This window comes from Xanthomonas sp. NCPPB 2864 (assembly GCF_056675615.1).
The window spans coordinates 526,305-548,674 of sequence record NZ_JBWWVS010000001.1 but is presented as its reverse complement, the minus strand read 5'-3'; the positions used below and the strand labels follow the sequence as shown (position 1 = coordinate 548,674).

Genomic DNA, 22,370 nt, shown 5'->3' with positions numbered 1-22,370 from the left:
CGGTTGCGCCGCCGCGCTTGCGGCTGCCTGGCATGCCGGGCAGCTGCGAGCATCAACGTTGCTGCAGGCTCGGCATCGCAGCGGTCACGTCGGCATGGCGACGCATGATCCAGTTGAACAGCGGCGTGGCCATCAACGTGGAGAGGATCGCCATCAGCACCAGCACCGAGAACAGGCCTTGTTCGATCACGCCGGCCTGCAACCCGATGTTGATGATGATCAGTTCCATCAAACCGCGTGCATTCATCAGCGAGCCGATCGCCATCGCATCGCGGTTGTTCTCGCCGGTGATGCGTGCGGCGGCCCAGCAGGCCAGTCCCTTGCCGATGAACGATGCGGCCAGAATCGCCACGCCGGCCAGCATGATCTGCGGCTGCAGCAACACGCTCAGCTGTGTCTTCAAGCCGGAATAGGTGAAGAACATCGGCAGCAGGAACACCACCACGAACGGCTGCATCATCTCGCGCAATTTTTCGGTCAACGCGCCCCTGGGCAGGCAAACGCCGAGCAGGAAGCCACCGAAGACTGCATGGATGCCGATCGCATCCATCGCCCAGGCGCTGAGGCAGAACAGCATCAGGATGACCGCCAACACGCCATTGCTCAGCGGTTGGTCCTGCACCACGTAACGCTCGAGACGACGCAGCAGATGCCGGCCGACAAAGATCATGAACGCCGCATACGCAACGCCGCCGCCGATGGCCAGATAGGCGCTGCCCCAGCTGCCGCCGAAGCTGGCCAGCACCACGGCAAGAATGCACCAGGCCGCCGCATCGTCGAACGCACCTGCAGTGAGCGCGAGCGTGCCCAACGGGCTATTGGTCAGCCCGCGCTCGTGGATGATGCGCGCCAGCATCGGGAAGGCGGTAATGGCAATGGCCGCGCCCAGGAACAGCGAGGCCTCCATCAACTTGGCTTTTTCCGAGAACAAGCCGTCCACGTTGATCAGCCACGGACACATCGCAAAGGCCAATGCGAACGGCACCGCGATCCCGGCCAGCGACACGCTCATCGCGCTGCGATAGCGTGCGCGGAAATGATCGCTGCGGAAGTCGGTGCCGACCAGGAACATGTACAGGCCCACGCCGAACTGGGCCAGCACATACAGCACGTCCAGCGTCTGCTTGGGAAACAGCGCCGCCTGCATATCCGGCAGTAATATGCCGAACAGCGACGGACCCAACGCCACGCCGGCAATCATCTCGCCCACCACCTGCGGCTGCCCCACCCGCTTGGCCAGCAATCCCACCAGACGACAGATCAGCAGGATCACCGCAGCCTGCAAGAAGAAATACACCGACATCTGCGGAGTGGTCATGCGTTGGGCAACATCCCTGAGAAGTGCGCGGATCATAACGAGCCGTGCCGGCCGGCGATAGCATCGTGCAGCTGGCGCCAACGCGCCGTCGGGCGTCGGCACGTCTGCCTGCACCGGCAGGCCCGACCACGTGACGCATGCGCGCCGAGCCCGGTTGCCGGCACCCGCCGTGATCAATCCTCCTGCAGCGCGCATTGCGGCGCAGATGGCATCCGAAAGCCCTGCAACCGGTTGGGGATGGCGTGGACGCCACACCGATACTGCATTGGCCGCCGGCCACTAGACGCTCCGTGCAGTGACCGTGCCCCGCTTGCAGGACGAGGGATGTGTCACTTGTGTCCCGTTTGCTCCGCTGCCACCGGCGTCAACACCAGGTCCTGGAAATCGAAGCTGAAATCGGTCAGCGGCGAGATCGCCTCCATCCGCATCTCGCGCACCGCACCATCCGGGGTCAGCGCGAAATTGACGAAGGCATCGGCATTCAGGCTGCGATCGTCCCAGCGCACGATGAAGCTGTCGTGCTGCCAATGCTCCAGCGTGCCGATCAATTGCGCGGTCTTGGAAAACTGCAGGCGCAGGCGCTTGCCGTCCTGACGGATCACCACGTCGCCATACCACGGGTCGCGATAGGTCGCCGCATAGCTGCGCAGCGGCAGCGACGGCGTGGAGCGCGCTGCGCGTGCGTCCTGATGTTTCTTCCAGCTGGTGTCCGCATCGCCGTCGGCCTTGGCCACCGCCTTGGCATAGGCGGCGATCCAATCGGTGGCCGGCACCTGCAAGAATGCATCCAGCACCTGCAGGGTCACCGCATTGAAGGCCGCACCGATCTCCTGATTGGTCAGCACCACCACGCCCAGTTGCTGGTCGGGCACCAGCGTCAGCCGCGACACCATGCCCGGCCAGCCGCCGGTGTGCCACACCAGCCGATGGCCGCGGTAATCGCTCAGGCTCCAGCCCTCACCGTAGCCGGAAAAATTGGGGCGTGCTGCCGCCAGCTCCGGCACGGCTGGGTCGGCAATCGCGATCGGTGTGATCATCGACCACATCTCCTGCTGCCGTTTGGCACTGAACAGCGGCGTGCCATCGGGCAGGACGCCGCCGGCCAGTTGCACCTTCATCCACAACGCCATGTCGTGCGCGCTGGAATAGATGCCGCCGGCACCGGAGTTGTTGGACCAGGTCAGCGGCGCGACCGTGCGCAGCTCGGTGAAGTCGTACTTGGCATGGCCCACGGCCGCGTTGTCGCCCGGCTGCAGATGGTCGGCATTGAAGCGCGTACCGCGCATGCCCACCGGGGCGAAGATGCGTTGCTGCAGAAACGCCGCATAGGTCTGCCCGGAGACCTGCTCGATCACCTTCTGCGCCACCGCATACAGGATATTGTCGTAGGCGTAGCGATCGCGGAAACCGCCCTTCAGCGGCACCTTGGACAGGCGCTGCACCACTTCGTCGGTGCTGTAGCTGGTGGTCGGCCAGAACAACAGATCGCCCGCGCCCAGGCTCAGGCCGCTGCGGTGCGCGAGCAGATCGCGCACACGCATCTCGCCGCTGACGTACGGGTCGGACATGCGGAACCATGGCAGGTGGTCGATGACCTTGTCGTCGAGCGAGAGCTTGCCCTCGTCGGCCAGGATCGACAGCGATGCGGCAGTGAAGGCCTTGGTGTTGGAGGCGATCGCAAACAGCGTGTCGGCCTGCACCGGCGCAGGCTTGCCGATCTCGCGCACGCCGTAGCCACGCTCCAGCACCACCTGCCCATCCTTGACGATGGCCACCGCAATGCCGGGCACATCGAACTGCTTGCGCACGCGTTCCATCTGCGCGTCGAACTGCTGCATGCCGGCGGGAAGCTCGGCCGCCTGCGTCGTCACCAAGCTTGCCAGCATCAGCATGCCTCCACTCAGCCATCGGTTCACGGTCACTGTCGCACGTCCTCTCATTCGCTCAGGTCGATCCGCCGGCACTGTCCAGCGACAGCGGCAGCGGTGCCACCAACACGCCGTTGCCATCGGCATACAGCCAATGGCCGGGCACGAAGGCCACGCCGGCAAAATTCACCGGCACATCCACATCACCCAGATCGCGGCGCTCGGTGCGGCGGGGGCAGGCGCCCAGCGCCAGCACGCCTAGCGGCAGCGTGGCCAGGATCTCCACATCGCGCACGCAGCCGTGGATCAACACGCCGGCCCAGCCGTTGGCGACCGCCTGCATCGCGATCTGGTCGCCCAGCAGCGCGTGCTTCAACGAGCCCTGCCCGTCCACCACCAGCACGCGGCCGTCGCCAGGCGTGGAGGCCAGCTCGCGCACCCGCGAGTTGTCCTCGAAACAGCGCACGGTAACGATCGGCCCGGAAAATGCCGCACGTCCGCCATAGGAGCGGAACAACGGTTCGGCGATGCTCACCTCGGGAAAGCGGTCACACAGATCGGGCGTGGTCCAGGTCATCGCTGCGGTCCGAAAGTGGCGATCTGCGATGGTAGCGGCATGGCCGCGTCCGCGTAAGCCGCCGATCGCCCCGCCGGCTGGCCGGGCGGTGCCTGCATCGAGTGCACAACGCCTGCATGCCGCCGCGCGCCAACGGCCGCGCCTGCCTGGCAGTGCGCGCAAGCGTTTGGGGCCGCGCTGCTTCGCCGCGGAGCCGGCGGGGCTATCATCTGGGCGGCTTGCCACATCTGTGCGTCTGCGAACATGCCAGGCGCGCGCTCACGCCAACGTGGAATCTGTCATGACCGATCTGTTCGCCGCCACCCCGCCCGCGCTCGATGGCATCCACGTCGGTATCGGCGGCTGGGTGTATGCGCCATGGCGGGCGGGGATGTTCTATCCGCAAGGGCTGGTGCAGCGCCGCGAGCTGGAATACGCAAGCCGCCACGTCACCGCCATCGAGATCAACGGCACGTATTACGGGACGCAGAAACCGGCCACCTACGCGAAGTGGCGCGACCAGGTGCCGCCCGGGTTCGTCTTCTCGGCCAAGGCACCGCGCCGCATCACCCAGTCGCGCAGACTGGCCGGCACCCAGGCGCAGGTGGACGACTTCATCGGCGGCATTGTCGAGCTCGGCGATACGCTGGGGCCGCTGGTGTGGCAGTTCGAACAAGGGCATCGGCTGCAGGCCGACGACCTGGACGCCTTCCTGTCGTTGCTGCCCAAACGCGCCGGCAAGCGCGTGCTGCGCCATGTGCTGGAAATCCGCGACCACGACGCGGTGGATGCCGCGCTGCTGGCATTGGTGCGCCGGCATGGGGTGGCCACGGTGTTCACCGATTCGGACGAGCATCCGTCCTTTGCCGATCTGTCCACCGACTTTGTCTATGCGCGGCTGATGCGCAGCCAGGCGCGCCTGCATGCGGGCTACCCGGCGCCGGCACTGGCGCGCTGGGCCGAGCGCATCCAGGCCTGGCGGCGCGGCGACGATGTGGCGGACCTGCCGCATGTCGACGCATCGATGCACGCCGCAGCCACGCCGCGCGAGGTGTTCGTGTTTTTCATCAGTGCCGCCAAGGAGCGCAATCCGGCGGCGGCAATGGCGTTGCTGCAGGCGTTGGGGGCGCGCTGACAGGGGCGTTGCGTCGCGTCTTCGGCGACAATGGCGCATGCCCACGACCGACCTGCGCAAGGCGCAACTGCAAATCCATTTCTGCGTCCTGCTCTGGGGCATCACCGCGATCCTGGGCAAGCTGATCACGCTGCCCGCGTTGCCGTTGGTGTGGTGGCGCATGTTGATCGTGGTGGTGGCGCTGGCGCTATTGCCGCGGGTGTGGCGCGGATTGCGCGGGTTGTCCGGCCGCGTGGTGCTGGGCTATTGCGGCATCGGCGCCCTGGTGGCCCTGCACTGGCTGACCTTCTACGGCGCAATCAAGCTGGCCAATGCCTCGGTGGCGGCGACCTGCATTGCACTGGCGCCGGTGTTCACCGCCGTGATCGAGCCATGGGTGACGCAACGCCCCTTCCGCCCGCGCGAATTGCTGTTCGGCCTGGCAGTGCTGCCCGGCGTGGCGCTGGTGGTCGGCGGGGTGCCGGATGGCATGCGCGCCGGCGTGGTGGTCGGCGCGATTTCGGCGGTGTTCGTCGGCCTGTTCGGTTCGCTCAACAAGCGCATGGTCGCGCATGCCGACCCGCTCACCGTCACCGCACTTGAGCTTGGCGCCGGCACCTTGACCCTGACGGTGCTGGCGCCGGCCATGCCGCTGTTGCTGCCGTCGCTGCATGGCGACCTGATGATCATCCCCAGCCTGCACGACGGCGTCCTGCTGCTGGTGCTGTCGCTGGCCTGTACGCTGCTGCCGTTTGCGCTGGCCCTGGTGGCACTGCGCCATCTCAGCGCCTACTCGGTGCAGCTGGTGACCAACCTGGAACCGGTCTACGCCATCGTGCTGGCGATCGCCCTGCTCGGCGAGCAACGCGAGCTGACCGTGCAGTTCTATCTCGGCGTGGCGATCATTCTCGGCGCGGTGTTCCTGCATCCGGTGCTGGAACGCCGGCGCAAGATCGTGCATCCGGAGCTGCTCGGCACTGCCGAGGCGAAGAACATCGTCGACTGACTGCACGGCGCAACCAACAAACGCCACCGTCGCAGCGGCCCAGGCCGCGACCGACCTTATCGATGACGCACCCGCGTGCGCATGCCCCTACCCCAACGCCACCACCTGGTCGCGCCCGCCACGCTTGGCCGCATACAGGGCCTGGTCGGCGCGCTTGATCACCGCGTCCACGCTTTCCTGCGGATGCAGCGTGGCCACGCCGATACTCACCGTCACCGGCAGCGCGATCGTCATCACCGCCACGCTCTGGCGCAGGTATTCGCACTGCACGCGCGCCTGCAGCAGATCCACGTTGGGCAGCAGCAGCACGAACTCCTCGCCGCCATAACGCGCAATGGTGCCGGCACCGGCCACATGCGCGCGCAGCAACGCCGACAGTTCGCGCAGCACCACGTCGCCCTGGTCGTGCCCATGCACGTCGTTGACGGTCTTGAAGTGGTCCACGTCCAGCAACGCCACCGACAACGGCTGGCCTGCCGCACGCGTCTGTTCCATGGCCGCGGCCAAGGCCACTGAAAACGCGCGTCGATTGGGCAAGCCGGTCAGCGGATCGGTGCGGGTCTGCTCGACCAGATCGGCATTCAGCGCATCCATTTGCGCGTAATAGCCGGCCAGTTGCTGCTCGTACCATTCGCGCTCATGCAGTTGCTGGCGCAGGCGCTTGCCGGCCAGACGCAGCTCCAGCAGATGCGCGGCCTGCCGCGACAATGCCTGCAAGGCGGCGCGCTGTTCTTCGCGCAGATGCGCCGGGGTCTGGTCGAAGACGCAGAGCGAGCCCAGCGCCATGCCCTCGCTGGTCACCAACGGCGCGCCGGCATAGAAGCGCACCGCAGAGCTGCCGGTCACCATCGGATTGTCGTGGAAGCGCGGGTCGAGCAAGGTGTCGTCGACCATCATCACTTCGTCCGGGCGCAGGATCGCATGCGCGCAGAACGAGATGTCGCGCGATGCTTCGCTGCGCGGCGCGCCATGCGCGGACTTGAACCATTGCCGCTGTTCGTCGACCAGCACCACGGCCGCCATCTGCGTCTCGCACAGCGTGGACGCAATCATGGTGAGGTCGTCGAAGGCACGCTCGGGCGGCGAGTCCAGCACCTCGTACTGACGCAGCGCTGCAAGCCGCTCGGCTTCGTTGTCCGGCAATGTCGGTTTGATCACTCTGCCCGCTCCCCAGCTGGCTGTCGGCGGCGGAAGTATGACCGAGCCGGTCATGCGCGGCCATCGGGTTGCGCCTGCGCAGCCGATGCACCGCGCTGTTGCGGTTCAGTCCAACGCGCGAGAAAAGCTCACCAGTCGGTGCGTTGCGGCAGCAGTCCGCGCAATTCTGCATCGCTGAGATTGCGCCACTGCCCGGGCTTGAGCGCGGCCAATTTGATGTTGTCGATGCGCACCCGGCGCAGCTGGGTCACGCGGTAGCCGAATTCGGCAGACATCAGGCGGATCTGCCGGTTCAAGCCCTGCTCCAGCACGATGCGGAAGCCGAACTTGGCGATGCGCGCGGTGCGGCACGGCAACGTGGTCTCGTTGTGGATGCGCACGCCGCGCGCCATACCTCGCAGGAATTCGTCGGTGACCGGCTTGTTGACCGCCACCAGATATTCCTTCTGGTGGCGATTTTCCGCGCGCAGGATCTCGTTGACGATGTTGCCGTTGCTGGTCATCAGGATCAGACCTTCTGACTCCTTGTCGAGCCGGCCGACCGGGAAGATGCGCTGCTCGTGGCCGACGAATTCGACGATGTTGCCCTTGACCGAACTTTCGGTGGTGCAGGTGATGCCCACCGGCTTGTTGAGCGCGATGTAGACATGCTTGCGGCCACCGGGCTTGCTGGCGGCGCGCGTGCGCAGCGGCTGGCCGTCCACCAGTACGGTGTCGTCCTCACCCACCACCGCACCGGTGCCGGCAGCCACGCCATTGACGGTGACCCGGCGTTCGCCGATCAGGCGATCGGCCTCGCGGCGGGAGCAGAAGCCGGTTTCGGCGATGTATTTGTTGAGTCGGGTCGTCATCGGCCGATTATCGGCGATTTGGAGCGGCGCGCGTGCACCAATCTGCGATCAGGACAGCGCCAGCAGCGGCTGCCCGGCATGCAGCAGCTCATCCAGCGGGCATGGACGATGCAGGCTGAAACCCTGCACTTGGCCGACACCGGCCTCGCGCAGGCCGGGAATGTCCGCCTCCGACTCCACGCCCTCGGCCACCACTTCGATCCCCAACGCCAGGCCCACCTGCGCGATCGAGTGCACTGCCGCGCGGTCCACCGCGTCGTGCGCGTAGTTGCGCACGAAGCCGCAATCGATCTTGAGGACGTCCACGGTGAACTGCTTGAGATAGCCGAACGAGGCCAGGCCGTTGCCGAAATCGTCCAGCGCCACATGGCAGCCGCGCGCACGCACGCTCTGCACGAAGCGCTGCGCGTGCTCCAGATCGCCGATGACGGCGGTCTCGGTGATCTCCATGCACAGCTTGGGCACCAGGCTCGGGTAGCGCTCGAACAAGGACCACACGAAATCGAGAAAATCCGGCTGCGCGATCGACTGTGCGGACAGATTGACGTGGCACAGGTCCAGCGTGGCCACATGCATCGGATTGGCCGCCAGCTGCGCGCACAGCGTTTCCAGCACATGCACGTCGACCATGCGCCCCAGGCCGTAGCGCTCCACCGCAGGCAGGAATTCGCCCGGACTCAGCACCCGCCCGTCGCGCGCGCGCATGCGCACCAGCACCTCGTACTGCAGGCGTTCCGGATCGCTCAACACCTGGATCTTCTGCGCATACAACAGCAGTCGGTCCTCGGCGATCGCCTGCTGCACCGCGCTGATCCAGCCGCCGTCGTGGCGCCGCCGCGCCAGCGCCAGATCGTTTTCGCCGAAGCAGCGAATGCGGTTGCGGCCCTCTTCCTTGGCCGCATGGCAGGCCAGATCGGCGGCGGTCATCAAGGCATTGACGTCGCTGGCGCCCTGGCGGATTTCCACCACGCCGAAGCTGCAGCTCGGCGTCAGCGGCCGTCCGCCTTGATGGCTCCACGGCTGACCCAGCACCGCATGCATGCGCTCCAGCAAGGACTGCGCCTGCGCCAGATCGGTATTGGCCAGCAGGATCGCGAACTCGTCGCCGCCCAGCCGCCCCAGCCAGTCGCCGGGGCGCAACTGCATGGTGATCACGTCGGCGAAGTGGCACAGGAACTTGTCGCCCACCGCATGCCCGAAGGTGTCGTTGACCAGCTTGAAGTGATCCAGGTCGACGAAGCACAGCGCATGGCAGAGCTGCGGCGATTGCGGCGGCTCGATCAGGCGCAGCAGCCGGCGTTCGATCTCGCGGCGGTTGATCAGGCCGGTCAAGGCATCGTGGCGCGCATGGAAGGCGACTTCGTCGGCCAGCTCGTGCGCATGCGAGACGTCTTCGATCACTGCCAGCACCAGGGTCGGCTCCTCCGGGCCGGGCTCCACCAGCGACGCGCTCCAACGCCCCCACATCACCCCGCCGTCGGCGCGCAGCAAGCGCCGCTCGCCGGACTGCAGCAGCGTCGGCCAGTCGATCAGGCCGCGGCTGTCCAGCGCGATATGGTCCGGATGCAGCACCTCGGCCAGTGTGCAGGCCTGCAGCTCCTCCGGCCGATAGCGCAGGATGTTGGCCATCGCGGCATTGGCATCGAGCACGCGGCCGCGCAGGTCGAACTTGACCATGCCCAGCGCCGCTTGCTGAAACGCGGTGCGGAAGCGGCCTTCGTGCGAGAGCAGATAATTGCGGATGCGGCGCATCGCCAGCACGCAGGTGATCAGCACCAGCAACAGGGTCGCCAGGCTGCAGACCACCATCACATCGTGCAGCAGCCGCGCACAGCGGACCAGCAGCGCCTGGAACTGCGCGGTATCGCCGCGCATGCGGCCGTCGAGCAGGTGCAGCTCGTCGCGCAAGGCCTGCAGCGCGCGCGGATCCGGGCGGCTGGCGGCCTGCACGGAGGCGGCCCGGTCGGCCAGGGTGCTCAGCTGCAGCAGGTCGGCGTCGGTGTGTTTCCACATCGCGATGGCGTCGCCCAGATACGGAAAGACATGGCCGTAGCGATACAGCCGCACCATTTGCGGCATGTCCTCACGGGCATTGCGGCCGGCGGCCAGCCCGGCATGGACCGCAGCCCAGTCGATCACCGGCTGCTCGACCGCCTCGCGTGCCGCGCGGTCGCCGAGCGGCACTTCCAGCGCCCGACAGGCGGCCTGCAGGTCGGCCGGATCGCCGCTGCCCAGGTAGCGCTCCAGCCAGTACACCGACTCCTGCTGGGCATTGGACCAGTGGCTCTGGCCGACGATCCAGGCCATTGCCCCGGACTGAATCTCGATCACCAGCGCCGAGAGCACCGCCATGCTGACGGCCATGCCGATCAACAAGGCCAAGGGAAGCGTCAGCCAGCCGCGCATCAGGTGCATGGTCCGCCCACCGCTCGTGCCGCCCGCCATCTGCGCCATTGTCATCCTCGCCCCCACTGCCGCTGCCCAATGCGATTCAGGCGCCCAGTGGGCGCCTGAAGGCAGTAGCGGCCGCAACGGCGCAGTCTGTATGGCTGCGCCCGCCCGGCCACGGTCGGCGCGGAACTTAGCATGGCTAACAGGGTACTGCCGACAATCGCTGCGGTACCGACGCATGACGCGCGTACACCGCTATGCATCGATAAGCATAGCGACTGCGGCGACCGGCCGGATCGGCCGGGCAGCCGCAGGCCGCCGGGTTGTCAGCGGTGCTTACTCGCCGCGGGGCTTGGGCGGGCCCTTGCGATGCGGCGCGCCGGCGCGGTCCATCGGACGGTTCGGGCCATTCGGGCGACCGGACGGCTTGCCGCCGCGCGGGAAGCGCGGCTTGGACGGCGATGCGGCCGCCTCGCCTTCTTCCAGCTTGCGCATGTTGAGCTGCTGGCCGGACACCCAGACCTTCTTCAGGTGCGTCAGCAGCTCGCGCGGCATGTCGGCCGGCAGGTCCAGGATCGAATAATCGTCCTGGATGTCGATACGGCCGATGTAGCGGCTTTCCAGGCCGGCTTCGTTGGCGATCGCGCCGACGATGTTGGCCGGCTTCACGCCGTGGGTGTGGCCCACTTCGATGCGGTAGCTCTCCATGCCGAACTCCGGCTCGCCGCGCGGGGCAACCGGATCGCGACGCGGACGCTCGGCGCCCGCGCCATCGCTGGCGAACGCCGGACGTTCCGCACGCGGCGGGCGTGCCGCGCGCTCGCCATCGGCACGCGGGCCACGCTCGAACTTCGGCTCGAAGCGCGGACGCTCGCCGCGATCGTTGCGGTCGCCGCGATCGTTGCGGTCGCCGCGATCGTTGCGCTCGCGCGGTGCAAATTCCTCGCGTGCACCGCGCACCGGCGGGGTCAGCAGGAACGGCGCATCGCCCTGCAGCAACTTGGCCAATGCTGCAGCGATATCGATCGCCGGTACGTTGTTCTCGCTCTCGTAGCGCTGCAGCAGATCGCGATACATCTCGATCTGGCCGCCGGCCAGGGTCTCGGTGATGCGGGTCATGAAACGTGCCACGCGGGTGTCGTTGACCGCATCCACGCTCGGCAACTGCATTTCTTCGATCGGCTGGCGGGTGGCGCGCTCGATCGCGCGCAGCATGCCCTTCTCGCGCGGGGTGACGAACAGGATCGCATCGCCGTTGCGGCCGGCACGGCCGGTACGGCCGATGCGGTGCACGTAGCTCTCGGTGTCGTACGGGATGTCGTAGTTCAGCACATGGCTGACGCGCTCCACGTCCAGGCCGCGCGCGGCCACGTCGGTGGCGACCAGGATGTCGAGCTTGCCGTCCTTGAGCTGGGCAATGGTCTTCTCGCGGGCGGCCTGCTGCATGTCGCCGTTGATGGCCGCCGCGGCCATGCCGCGTGCCTGCAGCTTCTGCGCCAGCTCTTCGGTGGCAGCCTTGGTGCGCGCGAAGATGATCATGCCGTCGAACGGCTCGACCTCGAGAATGCGGGTCAGTGCGTCCAGCTTGTGCAGGCCGCTCACCCACCAGTAGCGCTGGCGGATATTGGCCGAGGTGGTGGTCTTGGCCGCGATGGTGACTTCGGCCGGGTCCTTCAGATAGGTCTGCGCGATGCGGCGGATCGCCGGCGGCATGGTCGCCGAGAACAGCGCCACCTGGCGCTTCTCCGGCAACTTCTTCAGCACCGCTTCGACGTCGTCGATGAAGCCCATGCGCAGCATTTCGTCGGCTTCGTCCAGCACCAGCGTCTTGAGCTGGGACAGGTCCAGCGTGCCGCGGTCCAGGTGATCGATCACGCGGCCGGGGGTGCCGACCACCACATGCACGCCGCGCTTGAGCGCGCTCAGCTGCTGCGCGTAGGGCTGGCCGCCGTAGACCGGCAGCACGCGGAAACCGGGAATGGCTTCGGCATATTTCTGGAACGCCTCGGCGACCTGGATGGCCAGCTCGCGGGTCGGGGCCAGCACCAGCGCCTGCGGCTTGAGCTGGTTGAGGTCGGCATTGGACAGCACCGGCAGCGCGAACGCGGCGGTCTTGCCGGTGCCGGTCTGCGCCTGGCCGAGCACGTCGCGGCCGGCCAGCAGCGCGGGGATGGTGGCAGCCTGGATCGGCGACGGCGACTCGTAGCCGACGGCGGCAACCGCCTTCATCACAGCGTCTGAGAGGCCGAGGTCTGCAAACAGCAGCGGCGCGGGAGATTCTTGGGTCATTGGGTAACTCCGGAGGCGCCGCACGGAGCCGGCAGGCGCAAAGCAGCATAGTGTGCGCCCTCAGCCCCCCTGCTGTCGAAATTTCCGTGACAGTCCGTTCAGCTTGTGAGGATTTGCCCGCTGCGGCGAATCATCTCCTCGACCCTTGTCATCCACCCACCCGGCCGGAGCCATGTCCCTGGAAACAGACCTGCACACTCGCTTCAACGCTCTGCTGCAGCAGCACCGCGGCATCGTCCTGAAGGTCGCGACCAGCTATTGCTGGAACCCGGACGACCGCGCCGAGCTGGCGCAAGACATCACCGTGCAGTTATGGCGCGCGTTCCCCGGCTACGACGCCGGCCGGCGCTTTTCCACCTGGATGTACCGCATCGCCTTGAACGTGGCGATCAGCGATCTGCGCGGCCGCAGCCGCGCGCCGCAGGACCCGCTCCCACTGGAGGCGGTGGCCGACAGCATCGCCGACCCGCTGGCGCGCGACCCGGCACACGCGCAGCAGGTCGCCGCGCTCCACGGCTTCATCGCCCAACTGCCGCCGCTGGAACGCGCCTTGATGCTGCTGTACCTGGACGCGCACAGCTACCGCGAGATCGGCGAGGTGCTCGGCATCAGCGAGACCAATGTCGCCACGAAACTCAGCCGCCTCAAGGCGCGCATCCGCGCCGAACTCTGACCACCCACTTCGCCCAAGGAACATTCGATGGAACTCGACGACATGCAACGCGCCTGGCACGCGATGGAACACCGCCTGGATCAGCACGGCACGCAGATCGGCCACATCGTCGGCCAGGTGCGAGGCCACGCGGCGCGCACCAGCCTGCGCCCGCTGTGGCTGAGCCAATCCGCGCAATTGCTGTGCGCAGTGGTGCTGCACATCGTGATCGCGCGCAGCTGGCTTGCCCACACCGATCAGGCTGCAGCCATCATCGGCGGCGTGCTGCTGCAGCTGTGGAGCATTGCACTGGCGATCTCCGCACTACGACAGCTGCAGCTGCTGGCGCAACTGGACTTTGCCGGACCGCTGCTGCCGACGCAGCGCGCGCTCGCGCAGCTGCGGCGCTGGCGCACGCGGGTGGCCCCGTGGCTGGGCGTGGCGTTCTGGGTGCTGTGGGTGGCCGTGGCCGACGCCGGCTGGCGCGGGCTGACCGGCCTGACCTTGCCGCACGACTGGCTGCTGCTCAATCTGTTGGTGGGTGTATTCGGCGGTATCGGCACCTGGCTCGGCTATCGACGGCTGCAGCGCAAACGCCATCCGTGGCTGGAGCGCATCGACAACGCGCATGCTGGGCCCGGCGTCGTGCGCGCCGAAAGCATGCTGGACGAGATTGCACGCTTTCGACGCGAATAAGCGTGCCGCCCCGCACCGCGCCTCCGGCGTCGTGTCCGCCGCTGGCGCGCATGCGTCGCGCACGACTCCACCTGCCGGGGCTGCGTTCGGCACGGTGGTGTTGCCGGCTGCGACAGGCGGATAATCGCCGTCTTCCTGTCACCGAGCGCACCATGCAATTTCTGGAATTCGACCTGGACGGCGAGTACATCGAACTCAACCAGTTGCTCAAGCTGGCCGGCATCGCCGACAGCGGCGGCCAGGGCAAGGCGATCGTCGCCAGCGGCGCGGTCAGCGTCGATGGCGTGCAGGAACTGCGCAAGACCGCCAAGATCCGCCCCGGCCAGTGCGTGCAACTGGACGATGTGGAGATCCGCGTGCTGGCGCTGGACCCCGATGCGGAGCCGGCAGAATGAGCGTGGTGCAGGTCAGCTGGCGCAACAACGCGCCCTCGGCTGAAGACCCGGACCACGATGTCTATATTTTCTCGATCGACGTCGATTCACCCACGCCGTTCTGGTTCGAGCAGTCGATCCGTGGCGGTCACGCCGAGCGTGGCGGTTGCAGCATGCTGGCCTTGCACGAGCTGGAAGCCTGGCCCGGCGGCTGGCGCGCAGACGTGACCAAGGCCGGCTGCGCCTGGGTCATTCCACTGTTGGAAGACGCCTTGCGCAGCGGCGATGCGCGCACCGCGATCGATGCGATTCTTGCGCGGGTCAACACGCCGGCCTGATGGCTGCGTGCCCGATGCGGCGCGCGTGACGAAAGCCGACCTCATGCAAATCCGGCCTGATCGAGCCCATCCGATTGCCGCAAGAGCACCTGCGAGCGAGCGGATGACCGCATTGCCCCCCCGCGCGTCGAACACCGTTGCAGGCCACTGCGCGTGAGGACCACAGCGCAGCGCTGCACGCACTGTGCCTCCCTGCTCCCACTTCGATACGTCAAACGCTGCGCTGGGTCAGATGCGCCGCAATCGCCTGCTTGAACGGCGCCACCGCATGCGCCGCACGCAAGGCACCACGTCGCAGCAGGCGGGCCGGCGCACGGTCGTCGGTATACAGCGCGGCCAATGCATTGGTCGCTTCATACAGCGGCCGCGTCGCCAGCCGGTGAGCCCGCTCATACCCCTGCAGCAGGGCCGCAGCCCCGATGTCGCGCCCGGCGGCGGCAGCGGCGCGCACACGCTCGGCCAGGCGCGCCTGGCTCTGCAATCCAAAATTGAAGCCGTGCGCGGTGACCGGGTGCATGCCCACCGCCGCATCACCGATCAACGCGGCACGCTCGGCGATAAAGCGTTGCGCATAGGCCGCCACCAGCGGATAGGCATGCCGGCTGCCGTCCTGCTGCATCGGCCCGAGCCGATGCTCGAATGCCTCGGTCACTGCCGCACTGAAGTCCGCCGCCTCCATCGCCAGCAAGGCCTCCACCTGTCGCGGCGGCAGGGTCAGCACCGCACCGGCGCGATTGCCCTGCAGCGGCAACAACGCCAGCGTCTTGCCGTAGCCAAACCACTCCCAGGCGGCATGCCCGTGCGGCAACGCATGCCGCATCCGGCACACCAGCATGGTCTTGCCGAAATCACGCAGCTGCGCACCGATGCCGAGCAGGCGCCGGGTGCTGGAAAAGCGACTGTCGGCCGCCACCAGCAGGCGCGCCGATACCGTTTCCCCATCGGATAACTGCAGCACCACGCGGTCGCGCTGCTGCTGCACGGCCTGCAGCGTGCACGCACAGCGCATCTCCAACGCAGCTTGCGCCTGCACCGCCTGCCAGGCCGCGCGACGGATCAGATGATTGGGCACCAGCCAGCCCAGATCGCCGGCACCACGCGCGGAGGCGGCGAAGGTCAGCGCGAAGTGCGAATGTCCGTCCATGACGCGGGCGTCGCGCAGCGGCGAGATCGCATCGGCGGGAAATTGCGGCCAGATGCCCAGTTGCTCCAGCAATGCACGCGAGGCATGGGTCAGCGCGATTTCGCGTCCGTCGAAGGCCGGCTCGGCCAGCTGCGCGCGTGGCTGCTGGTCGACCACCAGCACCGACAGGCCACTGCCGGCCAACGACCGCGCAAAACTCAGGCCGACCGGCCCGGCACCAATGACTGCGACATCCACCGATTGCATGCCACGCTCCTTCACCACCAAGACCCATAGGAGCTAACAAGACCTCGCATGCAATGGTCAGCTGGATGCGGTCGGCGCAGAGCAACCGGCATGTCCGCGTGGCACCTGCCGCATCGGGCACGCACGCATGGCGGTAAGCGCAGCCGTCTTGGTAGCGGCTCTCAGTTTAACGGCAGTGGTGCTGGCCGGCCTTGATCAGGATCAAGCAGCGACCGAGCAGGCGGACCACCGCAGTCACGGGCGTGCGGCTTGTCGCTGCGTTTTCGCAGCCACTGCCCACCGGCTACGCGCACGCAGCCCAGCCTGCGTCACCAGCCCAGCAACGCCCGCACCAGCTTGACGATGCCCCAGAACGACACCACCCAGATTGCGCTGCGCAGGTAAGGAATGCCTGCCGCATACGCCGGCACGTAAGCCACGCGCGCCCACAGGTACAGCTGCACGCCCAGTGCGGTGTCTGCATTGGTACGTCCGGCAACGCTCACCGCCAGTACCGCAGCAGCGAAGATCGGGAACGTCTCCTGATAATTGCGGAAGGCGCGATCCAGCCGCGCCGCGACGCCGGTCAGGGGCTTGGGGTCGCCATCGCGGGCGCTGGCATTCCATTTGGTCCCGCGCTGGGCGGTCATGCTGGCCGAGGCGGCCAGCAGTTGCACCAGACCGAGCACCATGGCCCAGCCCAGCATCTGTAGTTCGATGGTCAGTTCCACACGGGTCTCCGGATGAGCTGCAAGATCACTTGATCGACGCGCGCAGGCTGTAACCGGCGAGACGCCAGGTCTTGTCCTCGTCCAGGCGGAACGACACCAGCTCGCGCACCGGCTGCTGGGCCTTGGCAAACCGGGTCGGGAAGCTGACGTTGACGTACAGGCCTTCGGGCACCTGCGCGCCGGCAGCGTATTTGACCCGTGTCACCGAGCCCTGCCCGCGTCCGACCACCGCCCCCAGGCGCGCACGTTCGGCGCCGATCTGGCTCACGAAGACATCGCGCTTGACCGCGGTCTTGGCGACGCTGGAGGCGCCATCCCACAGCGAGGCCACCTGGTTGGCGTCGACCATCTGCGCCACCCGCAATGCCGCTTGGGTCATCTCGGTGTTCTGTTTGGTCAGCTGCGCCTGCTGCGCCGGGCTGGCCGTGGGCGCCGCCTGGGGAGCGGCGGCCGGACGTGCAGCGGTCTGCGGCTGTTGTGCCAGGACCAGCGAGGGAGCCAACAGCAGTGCGGCAAGCAGACGAGGACGGAACATGGGGCAGATGACCTTGTGCGTAGCAAACGGATGGGAACCGCCGCAGAGTTTGCGACGGGTGCGGCAGTTTAAGACCTGCGCTGCATGGTGAGGTGAGTGTGCAAGCGACGCGCGAGCCGGGTGCCGGGAACGCACGCCTTGACTCAAAAATCAGATGTCGCCGCCCGGCGGAACCGCCGCGACGCCGCGTGGCCGCCACAGTCGCCAACTGACCCACAGTGCGCGCGCGATGGCAGCGATCAGGGCCGCCAGGCTCAGCCACACCGCCAGCGTCGCCGGCCACTGCACATGGCTGGCCGCAGCGATCACCTGCAGCAGTTCGGCCACGCCAAACCCGGCCAGCACCAGCAGCGCCGATGGCAGGTATGCCAGCGCAACGCCTTTCGTCTTTCCGAGCATGTCGCCCCCCGGCTCCGTGGTATGCCGCGACCATAGGCAGCCGGCAGTGCGGTGGGTGTGAAGCTCAGCCCTCGCCCTGGGTGGGGTCCGTTGCGGGCTCGGCAGCCGACTCTGCGGCCGGTGCCGCAGTTGGCGCTCCTGCCTCCGCGTCGGCCGCCGGCGCGGCCTGCGCTGCGGCGGTGGCCGGCAGCGCGGCGGCATCGGTTTCGGCCAGCGGGCTTTCTTCCGGGCAGGCCGCATCCGGGAAGCCGAAGCGCTGCTTCAAGGCCAGGCCGCAGGCGTTGACCGCCTCCAGATCGGCGCCCTCGCCCTTGCACTTCTGGTCGAAGGCAACCAGAAACGCGTCCTTGCGGCGCACGAAGGCGTCGCCGCACTTGCGCATCTGGCGGATGCGCTCCAGGTCGTCCTGCACCGCGTTGGTGCCATCCAGCCCGTACTCGCGCAGCTCGTCCATCGTCAGCAGGCGCAGGCTGCGGTTGGGCACGGTCATCATCAGGTCGGCCACCGCCACCGCCACGCCGTTGCGCTCCAGATAATCCTTGACGTTGCCGTAGACCTCGCGCAATTCGCGATTGAGTTCCGCGCGCGAGGTGGCCTTGGAACTGATCCGCATCATGCGATGGATGCCGACCTTGCCGGCCACCAGCCGGTTGTCGCCGGCGGCCAGCACGAACACGCAGGCGCTGTGGCAGATCGAGCCTTCGCGCACCCAGATGGTCCAATTGGATTCGCCGATGACATCGCCGGCGCGAATCGCCGCTTCCACCTGCCCGCCGCTGGAGTCCAGGTCCAGGATGCGATGCGGCAGCCGCAGTTGCTCGGCCACCGCGGCCAGCCGCCACACCAACGCAGAGAAGCCGGCGTTGATCTTGCCGGCGTAGCGCACCCGCAGCAGGCCGGTGTCGCGACACGGCGCCAGCGCCGCCTCCACGCTGGCGCGGTCCAGCGCAGGCAGCAGCGTGCCGTCGCCGGCTTCGCTGCTGTAATCGGTGGCGCAACTGATCCAGGCCTTGCCCGCGTCCAGCTCCGCCTGCGGCCAGCCGGCTTCGCCGGCCTGTGCCCGCGGCCGCGGCGGCGGCGCCACCGGCTCGGGTGTATCCACCGACACCATATGGTCGCCATCGCCCTGCCCCGCGCCGCTCTGCTGCGTCGCGGCGGCATCGGCCGAGGTACTGGTGCGGTCGCAGGCCGCCAGCGCCAGCACGCATGAAAGGGACAGGCAGAGCAGTTTCAGCATGATGTCAGGCAACGGACCGCGACGGAGATCACCCTCAGTCTATGGCTGAATGGGCGAAGCGTTTGACCCTGCCATGAACGCAGCGGCCTGGTGTAACCCTGTCCGAAAACGGCCAGCCGGGGTCGGGGCGAGCGCATAGACTGGCGCCATGCAGACCGCCACGCCCGACCGACTCCAATGCGACCGCGCCCGCCTGGCGCGCGATGCACGCTTCGACGGGCTGTTCTTCACCGCGGTGCGCAGCACCGGCATCTACTGCCGCCCGGTCTGTCCGGCGCCGCCGCCCAAGCCGGGCAACATCAGCTATTACCCCAGCGCGGCGGCAGCCAGTGCCGCCGGCTACCGGCCCTGCCTGCGCTGCCGCCCCGAGCTGTCGCCGCAGGCGCAGCAGCATCTGGGCGAAGAGAGCGTGCAACGCGCACTGGCGATGATTGCCGACGGTGCCCTGCAGGAGCAGCCGGTGCAGACCCTGGCCGACGCAGTGGGCCTGAGCGCACGCCAGCTGCAGCGGCAGTTCGTGCAGCAGCTCGGTGCCACCCCGATCCAGGTGCACGGCACGCGCCGGCTGCTGCTGGCCAAGCAACTGCTGACCGAGACCGCATTGCCGGTCACCGAGGTCGCGCTGGCGGCCGGCTTCAACAGCCTGCGTCGCTTCAATGCCGCATTCCTGGAAGGCTGCGGGATGCCGCCATCGGCGCTGCGCAAGCAGCGTGCCGAGGTCCCGGGTGGCGAGTTGACCCTGCGCCTGGGCTACCGCCCGCCGCTGGATCTGCCGGCGATGCTGGCATTCCTGCAACGCCGCGCGATTCCCGGCATCGAGCAGGTCGACGCCAGCGGCTACCGGCGCGTGATCGGCACGCCGGGCAACGCAACGCTGATCGAGGTCAGCGCGGCGCCGCAGCGTGCGGAGTTGCTGCTGCGCATCGGCGCCACCGACCCGCGCCAGATTCCGCAGATCGTGCGGCGGGTGCGCCGGCTGTTCGATCTGGATGCAGACCTGCAGGCGGTGCACGCCACGCTAGCGACCGAGCCGCTGCTGGCCGAGGCGATCGCGCGCCGCCCCGGCCTGCGCGTGCCGGGTGGCTGGGACGGCTTCGAGGTGGCCGTGCGCGCCGTGCTGGGCCAGCAGATCAGCGTGGCCGGCGCGGCAACGCTGGCGGCGCGGCTGGTCGACCGGCATGGCGGCCATCATCTGGAGATGCCGCCCGGCCTGGACCGCATCTTTCCGACCCCGGCACAGCTGGCCGAGGCGCCGCTGGAACAACTCGGCCTGCCGCGGGCGCGCGCCGCCACGCTGCGTGCATTAGCCTCGGCCTGCGCGCAAGGGCAGCTGCATTTCGGCGCCGGCCAGCGCCTGTCCGAGTTCGTCGCCGCCTGCACCGCGTTGCCCGGCATCGGGCCGTGGACCGCGCACTACGTCGCCATGCGTGCGCTGTCGCATCCGGACGCGTTTCCGGCCGGCGACCTGATCCTGCAGCAGGTGCTCGGCACGCCCGAGCGCCTGAGCGAGCGCGCCACCGAAGTGCGCTCGCAGGCCTGGCAGCCGTGGCGCGCCTACGCCGTATTGCACCTGTGGCATCTCGCTGTCGATCGCAAGGACACCCGCTCATGAGCACGTTGTATTACGACACCTTTCCCTCGCCGATCGGCGCGCTCAGCGTGGCCGCCGATGCTGCCGGCGTGCACCACATCCTGTTCGCGCAGAACCGCTACGACGCGGTCGGACGCGCGCGTTGGCAGCACGACCCCGATGCGCCGTTGGTGCGCGAGGCGCGCGAGCAGTTGCTCGACTATCTGTATGGCGGGCGGCGCAGCTTCGACCTGCCCCTGGCCCCGACCGGCACGCCATTCCAACTGCAGGTCTGGCATACGCTGGCGCAGATTCCGTTCGGGCAGACCTGGAGCTATGCGCAACTCGCGCATGCGGTGGGACGCCCCGCCGCCAGCCGCGCGGTCGGCGCTGCCAATGGGCGAAATCCATTGCCGATCGTGCTGCCCTGCCACCGTGTGATCGGCGCCAATGGTGCGCTGACCGGCTTCGGCGGCGGTCTGCCGACCAAGCAGGCCTTGTTGCAGCTGGAAGGCTGGTCGCCGCGCCAGGGCGCAGCGGCCGACGATCTGTTCGCCGCATCCGCCACCGGCACGCGCTGACTTCGCGACGTCATTGCCAGGCCGTAAACTGGCGCGATGATCGATCGACGTTTTGTGTTTGCCGCGCTCGCACTGCTCGCGGCCTGCAGTTCTCACGGCCCTTCGCGCAGTACGCCAACGCCCGCGTCGGCCGGCGCACCACACAGCGATGTACCGCACAGCGTGCTGCTGATCTCCATCGATGGGCTGCGCGCGGACATGCTCGATCGCGGCATCACACCGACTCTGTCGCAACTGGCACACGACGGCGTACGTGCGCGCTGGATGACGCCGTCGTACCCGTCGCTGACCTTTCCCAATCACTACACGCTGGTCACCGGCCTGCGCCCGGACCACCACGGCATCGTGCACAACAGCATGCGCGATGCGACGCTGGGCGGCTTCTGGCTGAGCAAGCAGGATGCCGTCGGCGATGCGCGCTGGTGGGGTGGCGAGCCGCTGTGGGTGGGTGCGGAAACCCATGGCCTGCATGCCGCAACCTGGTCGTGGCCGGGCAGCGAGGCGGCGATCGGCGGCGTGCGCCCCACGCGTTGGCGCCATTACGAAGAAGGCACCAGCCTGGACACGCGCGTGGACGAAGTGCGGGGCTGGCTGGCCGCCTCCGGCGCCGACCGCAACCGCCTGGTCACGCTGTATTTCGAACACGTGGACGAAGCCGGCCACGACCACGGCCCGGAGTCGCGCGAATACGCCGACAACGTGCGTGCGGTGGATGGCGCGATCGGCCGGCTGCTGGCCGGCATGCAGCGCGACGGCACGCGCGAGCGCACCAATATCGTCGTGGTCTCCGACCACGGCATGGCCGAGGTGGCGCCCGGGCATGCGATCAGCGTGGAAGACATGGCGCGCCCGGACATCGCCACTGCCGTGACCGACGGGCAGGTGATCGGCTTTGCGCCATTGCCGGGACAGCAGGCCCGCGCCGAAGCCGGCCTGCTCGGTGCGCATGCGCAGTACGACTGCTGGCGCAAGACGGAGCTGCCGGCACGCTGGCACTACGGCACGCATCCGCGCATTCCGCCGATCGTGTGCCAGATGCACGAAGGCTGGGATGCACTGTTCCCGGACAAGCTGGCCAAGCGCCCGCGCGATCAGATGCGCGGCTCGCACGGTTTCGATCCGGCGCTGCCGTCGATGCGCGCGGTGTTCCTGGCGCAGGGCCCGGATCTGGCGCAGGGCAAGCGCTTGCCGGGTTTCGACAACGTCGATGTGTATGCGCTGATGACCCGGCTGCTGGGCATTCCCGCCGCGCCCAATGATGGAAATCCCGCCACGCTGCTGCCGGCCCTGCGCGTGCCGCCGGCCGTCACCCGCTGAGTGACGCGTCGCGGCCGCGC

Annotated in this window: 21 protein-coding genes and 1 other RNA gene; 9 read left to right on the top strand and 13 right to left on the bottom strand. The window is 67.9% G+C overall.

Annotated features, from left to right (window positions below):
• Positions 1-52 precede the first annotated feature (52 nt).
• The 3 genes from AC1KVE_RS02265 to rraA all read right to left on the bottom strand — a co-directional run bounded on the left by AC1KVE_RS02265 (position 53) and on the right by rraA (position 3,763).
• Positions 53-1,318, bottom strand: coding sequence for a cation:proton antiporter (locus AC1KVE_RS02265; protein ID WP_481091963.1), 1,266 nt, complete (start codon positions 1,316-1,318; stop codon positions 53-55).
• A gap of 329 nt (positions 1,319-1,647) precedes the next feature.
• Positions 1,648-3,240, bottom strand: a complete 1,593-nt coding sequence (locus tag AC1KVE_RS02260; RefSeq protein WP_481091964.1) for a serine hydrolase — start codon at positions 3,238-3,240, stop codon at positions 1,648-1,650.
• A gap of 22 nt (positions 3,241-3,262) precedes the next feature.
• Positions 3,263-3,763: a ribonuclease E activity regulator RraA gene (gene rraA / locus AC1KVE_RS02255; RefSeq protein ID WP_024939752.1), complete on the bottom strand. Its 501-nt coding sequence runs from the start codon at positions 3,761-3,763 to the stop codon at positions 3,263-3,265.
• Positions 3,764-4,043: 280 nt separating this feature from the next.
• On the opposite strand from rraA, the gene AC1KVE_RS02250 reads away from it, so the two are divergent.
• Positions 4,044-4,877, top strand: a complete 834-nt coding sequence (locus AC1KVE_RS02250) for a DUF72 domain-containing protein (RefSeq protein WP_046343492.1) — start codon at positions 4,044-4,046, stop codon at positions 4,875-4,877.
• 37 nt (positions 4,878-4,914) lie between these two features.
• Complete coding sequence (locus tag AC1KVE_RS02245; protein WP_016903967.1) at positions 4,915-5,862, top strand: DMT family transporter; 948 nt, start codon at positions 4,915-4,917, stop codon at positions 5,860-5,862.
• 87 nt (positions 5,863-5,949) lie between these two features.
• Here AC1KVE_RS02245 and AC1KVE_RS02240 read toward each other — a convergent pair whose 3' ends face one another.
• The 4 genes from AC1KVE_RS02240 to AC1KVE_RS02225 form a co-directional block, all read right to left on the bottom strand.
• Complete coding sequence (locus AC1KVE_RS02240; RefSeq protein ID WP_481091965.1) at positions 5,950-7,074, bottom strand: GGDEF domain-containing protein; 1,125 nt, start codon at positions 7,072-7,074, stop codon at positions 5,950-5,952.
• Between the two features lie 74 nt (positions 7,075-7,148).
• Positions 7,149-7,871: a pseudouridine synthase gene (locus AC1KVE_RS02235; RefSeq protein ID WP_016903964.1), complete on the bottom strand. Its 723-nt coding sequence runs from the start codon at positions 7,869-7,871 to the stop codon at positions 7,149-7,151.
• Between the two features lie 48 nt (positions 7,872-7,919).
• Complete coding sequence (locus AC1KVE_RS02230; protein WP_024939756.1) at positions 7,920-10,325, bottom strand: putative bifunctional diguanylate cyclase/phosphodiesterase; 2,406 nt, start codon at positions 10,323-10,325, stop codon at positions 7,920-7,922.
• Between the two features lie 273 nt (positions 10,326-10,598).
• On the bottom strand, positions 10,599-12,551 hold the full coding sequence (locus tag AC1KVE_RS02225; protein ID WP_481091966.1) for a DEAD/DEAH box helicase: 1,953 nt from the start codon (positions 12,549-12,551) through the stop codon (positions 10,599-10,601).
• Positions 12,552-12,723: 172 nt separating this feature from the next.
• Between AC1KVE_RS02225 and AC1KVE_RS02220 the strand changes: the two genes are divergently transcribed.
• The 4 genes from AC1KVE_RS02220 (at position 12,724) to AC1KVE_RS02205 (ending at position 14,611) form a co-directional block, all read left to right on the top strand.
• Positions 12,724-13,224 (top strand): RNA polymerase sigma factor, encoded by a 501-nt coding sequence (locus AC1KVE_RS02220; protein ID WP_167763979.1) that lies wholly within the window; start codon positions 12,724-12,726, stop codon positions 13,222-13,224.
• Between the two features lie 27 nt (positions 13,225-13,251).
• Complete coding sequence (locus AC1KVE_RS02215) at positions 13,252-13,899, top strand: hypothetical protein (protein WP_167763978.1); 648 nt, start codon at positions 13,252-13,254, stop codon at positions 13,897-13,899.
• Positions 13,900-14,051: 152 nt separating this feature from the next.
• The gene (locus AC1KVE_RS02210; protein WP_024939760.1) at positions 14,052-14,294 is read left to right on the top strand and encodes an RNA-binding S4 domain-containing protein; all 243 of its coding nucleotides are present in this window, start codon (positions 14,052-14,054) and stop codon (positions 14,292-14,294) included.
• Positions 14,291-14,611, top strand: a complete 321-nt coding sequence (locus tag AC1KVE_RS02205; protein ID WP_047126839.1) for a hypothetical protein — start codon at positions 14,291-14,293, stop codon at positions 14,609-14,611. Before AC1KVE_RS02210 ends, AC1KVE_RS02205 begins: the two co-directional genes overlap by 4 nt.
• Positions 14,612-14,822: 211 nt before the next feature.
• Here AC1KVE_RS02205 and ubiM read toward each other — a convergent pair whose 3' ends face one another.
• From ubiM to AC1KVE_RS02175, 6 genes are all read right to left on the bottom strand, one after another.
• Positions 14,823-16,001 (bottom strand): 5-demethoxyubiquinol-8 5-hydroxylase UbiM, encoded by a 1,179-nt coding sequence (ubiM, locus tag AC1KVE_RS02200; RefSeq protein WP_481091967.1) that lies wholly within the window; start codon positions 15,999-16,001, stop codon positions 14,823-14,825.
• 31 nt (positions 16,002-16,032) lie between these two features.
• A non-coding RNA gene (locus tag AC1KVE_RS02195) (sX9 sRNA) lies at positions 16,033-16,108 on the bottom strand.
• A gap of 201 nt (positions 16,109-16,309) precedes the next feature.
• Positions 16,310-16,711: an MAPEG family protein gene (locus AC1KVE_RS02190; RefSeq protein ID WP_065049842.1), complete on the bottom strand. Its 402-nt coding sequence runs from the start codon at positions 16,709-16,711 to the stop codon at positions 16,310-16,312.
• A gap of 25 nt (positions 16,712-16,736) precedes the next feature.
• Complete coding sequence (locus AC1KVE_RS02185; RefSeq protein WP_047126840.1) at positions 16,737-17,246, bottom strand: DUF4019 domain-containing protein; 510 nt, start codon at positions 17,244-17,246, stop codon at positions 16,737-16,739.
• 150 nt (positions 17,247-17,396) lie between these two features.
• A complete protein-coding gene (locus AC1KVE_RS02180; protein WP_054591543.1) occupies positions 17,397-17,645 on the bottom strand; it encodes a hypothetical protein in 249 nt (82 codons plus the stop codon).
• A 64-nt stretch (positions 17,646-17,709) separates the two neighbouring features.
• A complete protein-coding gene (locus tag AC1KVE_RS02175) occupies positions 17,710-18,882 on the bottom strand; it encodes a COG3904 family protein (protein ID WP_481091968.1) in 1,173 nt (390 codons plus the stop codon).
• 148 nt (positions 18,883-19,030) lie between these two features.
• On the opposite strand from AC1KVE_RS02175, the gene AC1KVE_RS02170 reads away from it, so the two are divergent.
• The 3 genes from AC1KVE_RS02170 to AC1KVE_RS02160 are packed head-to-tail and all read left to right on the top strand — an operon-like array spanning position 19,031 to position 22,350.
• On the top strand, positions 19,031-20,494 hold the full coding sequence (locus tag AC1KVE_RS02170; protein ID WP_481091969.1) for an AlkA N-terminal domain-containing protein: 1,464 nt from the start codon (positions 19,031-19,033) through the stop codon (positions 20,492-20,494).
• Entirely contained in the window at positions 20,491-21,033 is a 543-nt protein-coding gene (locus tag AC1KVE_RS02165) for a methylated-DNA--[protein]-cysteine S-methyltransferase (RefSeq protein ID WP_024939918.1), read from the top strand. Before AC1KVE_RS02170 ends, AC1KVE_RS02165 begins: the two co-directional genes overlap by 4 nt.
• Positions 21,034-21,069: 36 nt before the next feature.
• Complete coding sequence (locus tag AC1KVE_RS02160) at positions 21,070-22,350, top strand: alkaline phosphatase family protein (protein ID WP_481091970.1); 1,281 nt, start codon at positions 21,070-21,072, stop codon at positions 22,348-22,350.
• Positions 22,351-22,370 lie beyond the last annotated feature (20 nt).

What these genes read in the sequence shown, in the direction of transcription:
- AC1KVE_RS02265 (WP_481091963.1), bottom strand. Translation starts at nt 1,318, where the DNA reads ATGACCACTCCGCAGATGTCGGTGTATTTCTTCTTGCAGGCTGCGGTG.
- rraA (WP_024939752.1), bottom strand. Translation starts at nt 3,763, where the DNA reads ATGACCTGGACCACGCCCGATCTGTGTGACCGCTTTCCCGAGGTGAGC.
- AC1KVE_RS02250 (WP_046343492.1), top strand. Translation starts at nt 4,044, where the DNA reads ATGACCGATCTGTTCGCCGCCACCCCGCCCGCGCTCGATGGCATCCAC.
- AC1KVE_RS02245 (WP_016903967.1), top strand. Translation starts at nt 4,915, where the DNA reads ATGCCCACGACCGACCTGCGCAAGGCGCAACTGCAAATCCATTTCTGC.
- AC1KVE_RS02240 (WP_481091965.1), bottom strand. Translation starts at nt 7,074, where the DNA reads ATGACCGGCTCGGTCATACTTCCGCCGCCGACAGCCAGCTGGGGAGCG.
- AC1KVE_RS02235 (WP_016903964.1), bottom strand. Translation starts at nt 7,871, where the DNA reads ATGACGACCCGACTCAACAAATACATCGCCGAAACCGGCTTCTGCTCC.
- AC1KVE_RS02230 (WP_024939756.1), bottom strand. Translation starts at nt 10,325, where the DNA reads ATGGCGCAGATGGCGGGCGGCACGAGCGGTGGGCGGACCATGCACCTG.
- AC1KVE_RS02225 (WP_481091966.1), bottom strand. Translation starts at nt 12,551, where the DNA reads ATGACCCAAGAATCTCCCGCGCCGCTGCTGTTTGCAGACCTCGGCCTC.
- AC1KVE_RS02220 (WP_167763979.1), top strand. Translation starts at nt 12,724, where the DNA reads ATGTCCCTGGAAACAGACCTGCACACTCGCTTCAACGCTCTGCTGCAG.
- AC1KVE_RS02215 (WP_167763978.1), top strand. Translation starts at nt 13,252, where the DNA reads ATGGAACTCGACGACATGCAACGCGCCTGGCACGCGATGGAACACCGC.
- AC1KVE_RS02210 (WP_024939760.1), top strand. Translation starts at nt 14,052, where the DNA reads ATGCAATTTCTGGAATTCGACCTGGACGGCGAGTACATCGAACTCAAC.
- AC1KVE_RS02205 (WP_047126839.1), top strand. Translation starts at nt 14,291, where the DNA reads ATGAGCGTGGTGCAGGTCAGCTGGCGCAACAACGCGCCCTCGGCTGAA.
- ubiM (WP_481091967.1), bottom strand. Translation starts at nt 16,001, where the DNA reads ATGCAATCGGTGGATGTCGCAGTCATTGGTGCCGGGCCGGTCGGCCTG.
- AC1KVE_RS02185 (WP_047126840.1), bottom strand. Translation starts at nt 17,246, where the DNA reads ATGTTCCGTCCTCGTCTGCTTGCCGCACTGCTGTTGGCTCCCTCGCTG.
- AC1KVE_RS02180 (WP_054591543.1), bottom strand. Translation starts at nt 17,645, where the DNA reads ATGCTCGGAAAGACGAAAGGCGTTGCGCTGGCATACCTGCCATCGGCG.
- AC1KVE_RS02175 (WP_481091968.1), bottom strand. Translation starts at nt 18,882, where the DNA reads ATGCTGAAACTGCTCTGCCTGTCCCTTTCATGCGTGCTGGCGCTGGCG.
- AC1KVE_RS02170 (WP_481091969.1), top strand. Translation starts at nt 19,031, where the DNA reads ATGCAGACCGCCACGCCCGACCGACTCCAATGCGACCGCGCCCGCCTG.
- AC1KVE_RS02165 (WP_024939918.1), top strand. Translation starts at nt 20,491, where the DNA reads ATGAGCACGTTGTATTACGACACCTTTCCCTCGCCGATCGGCGCGCTC.
- AC1KVE_RS02160 (WP_481091970.1), top strand. Translation starts at nt 21,070, where the DNA reads ATGATCGATCGACGTTTTGTGTTTGCCGCGCTCGCACTGCTCGCGGCC.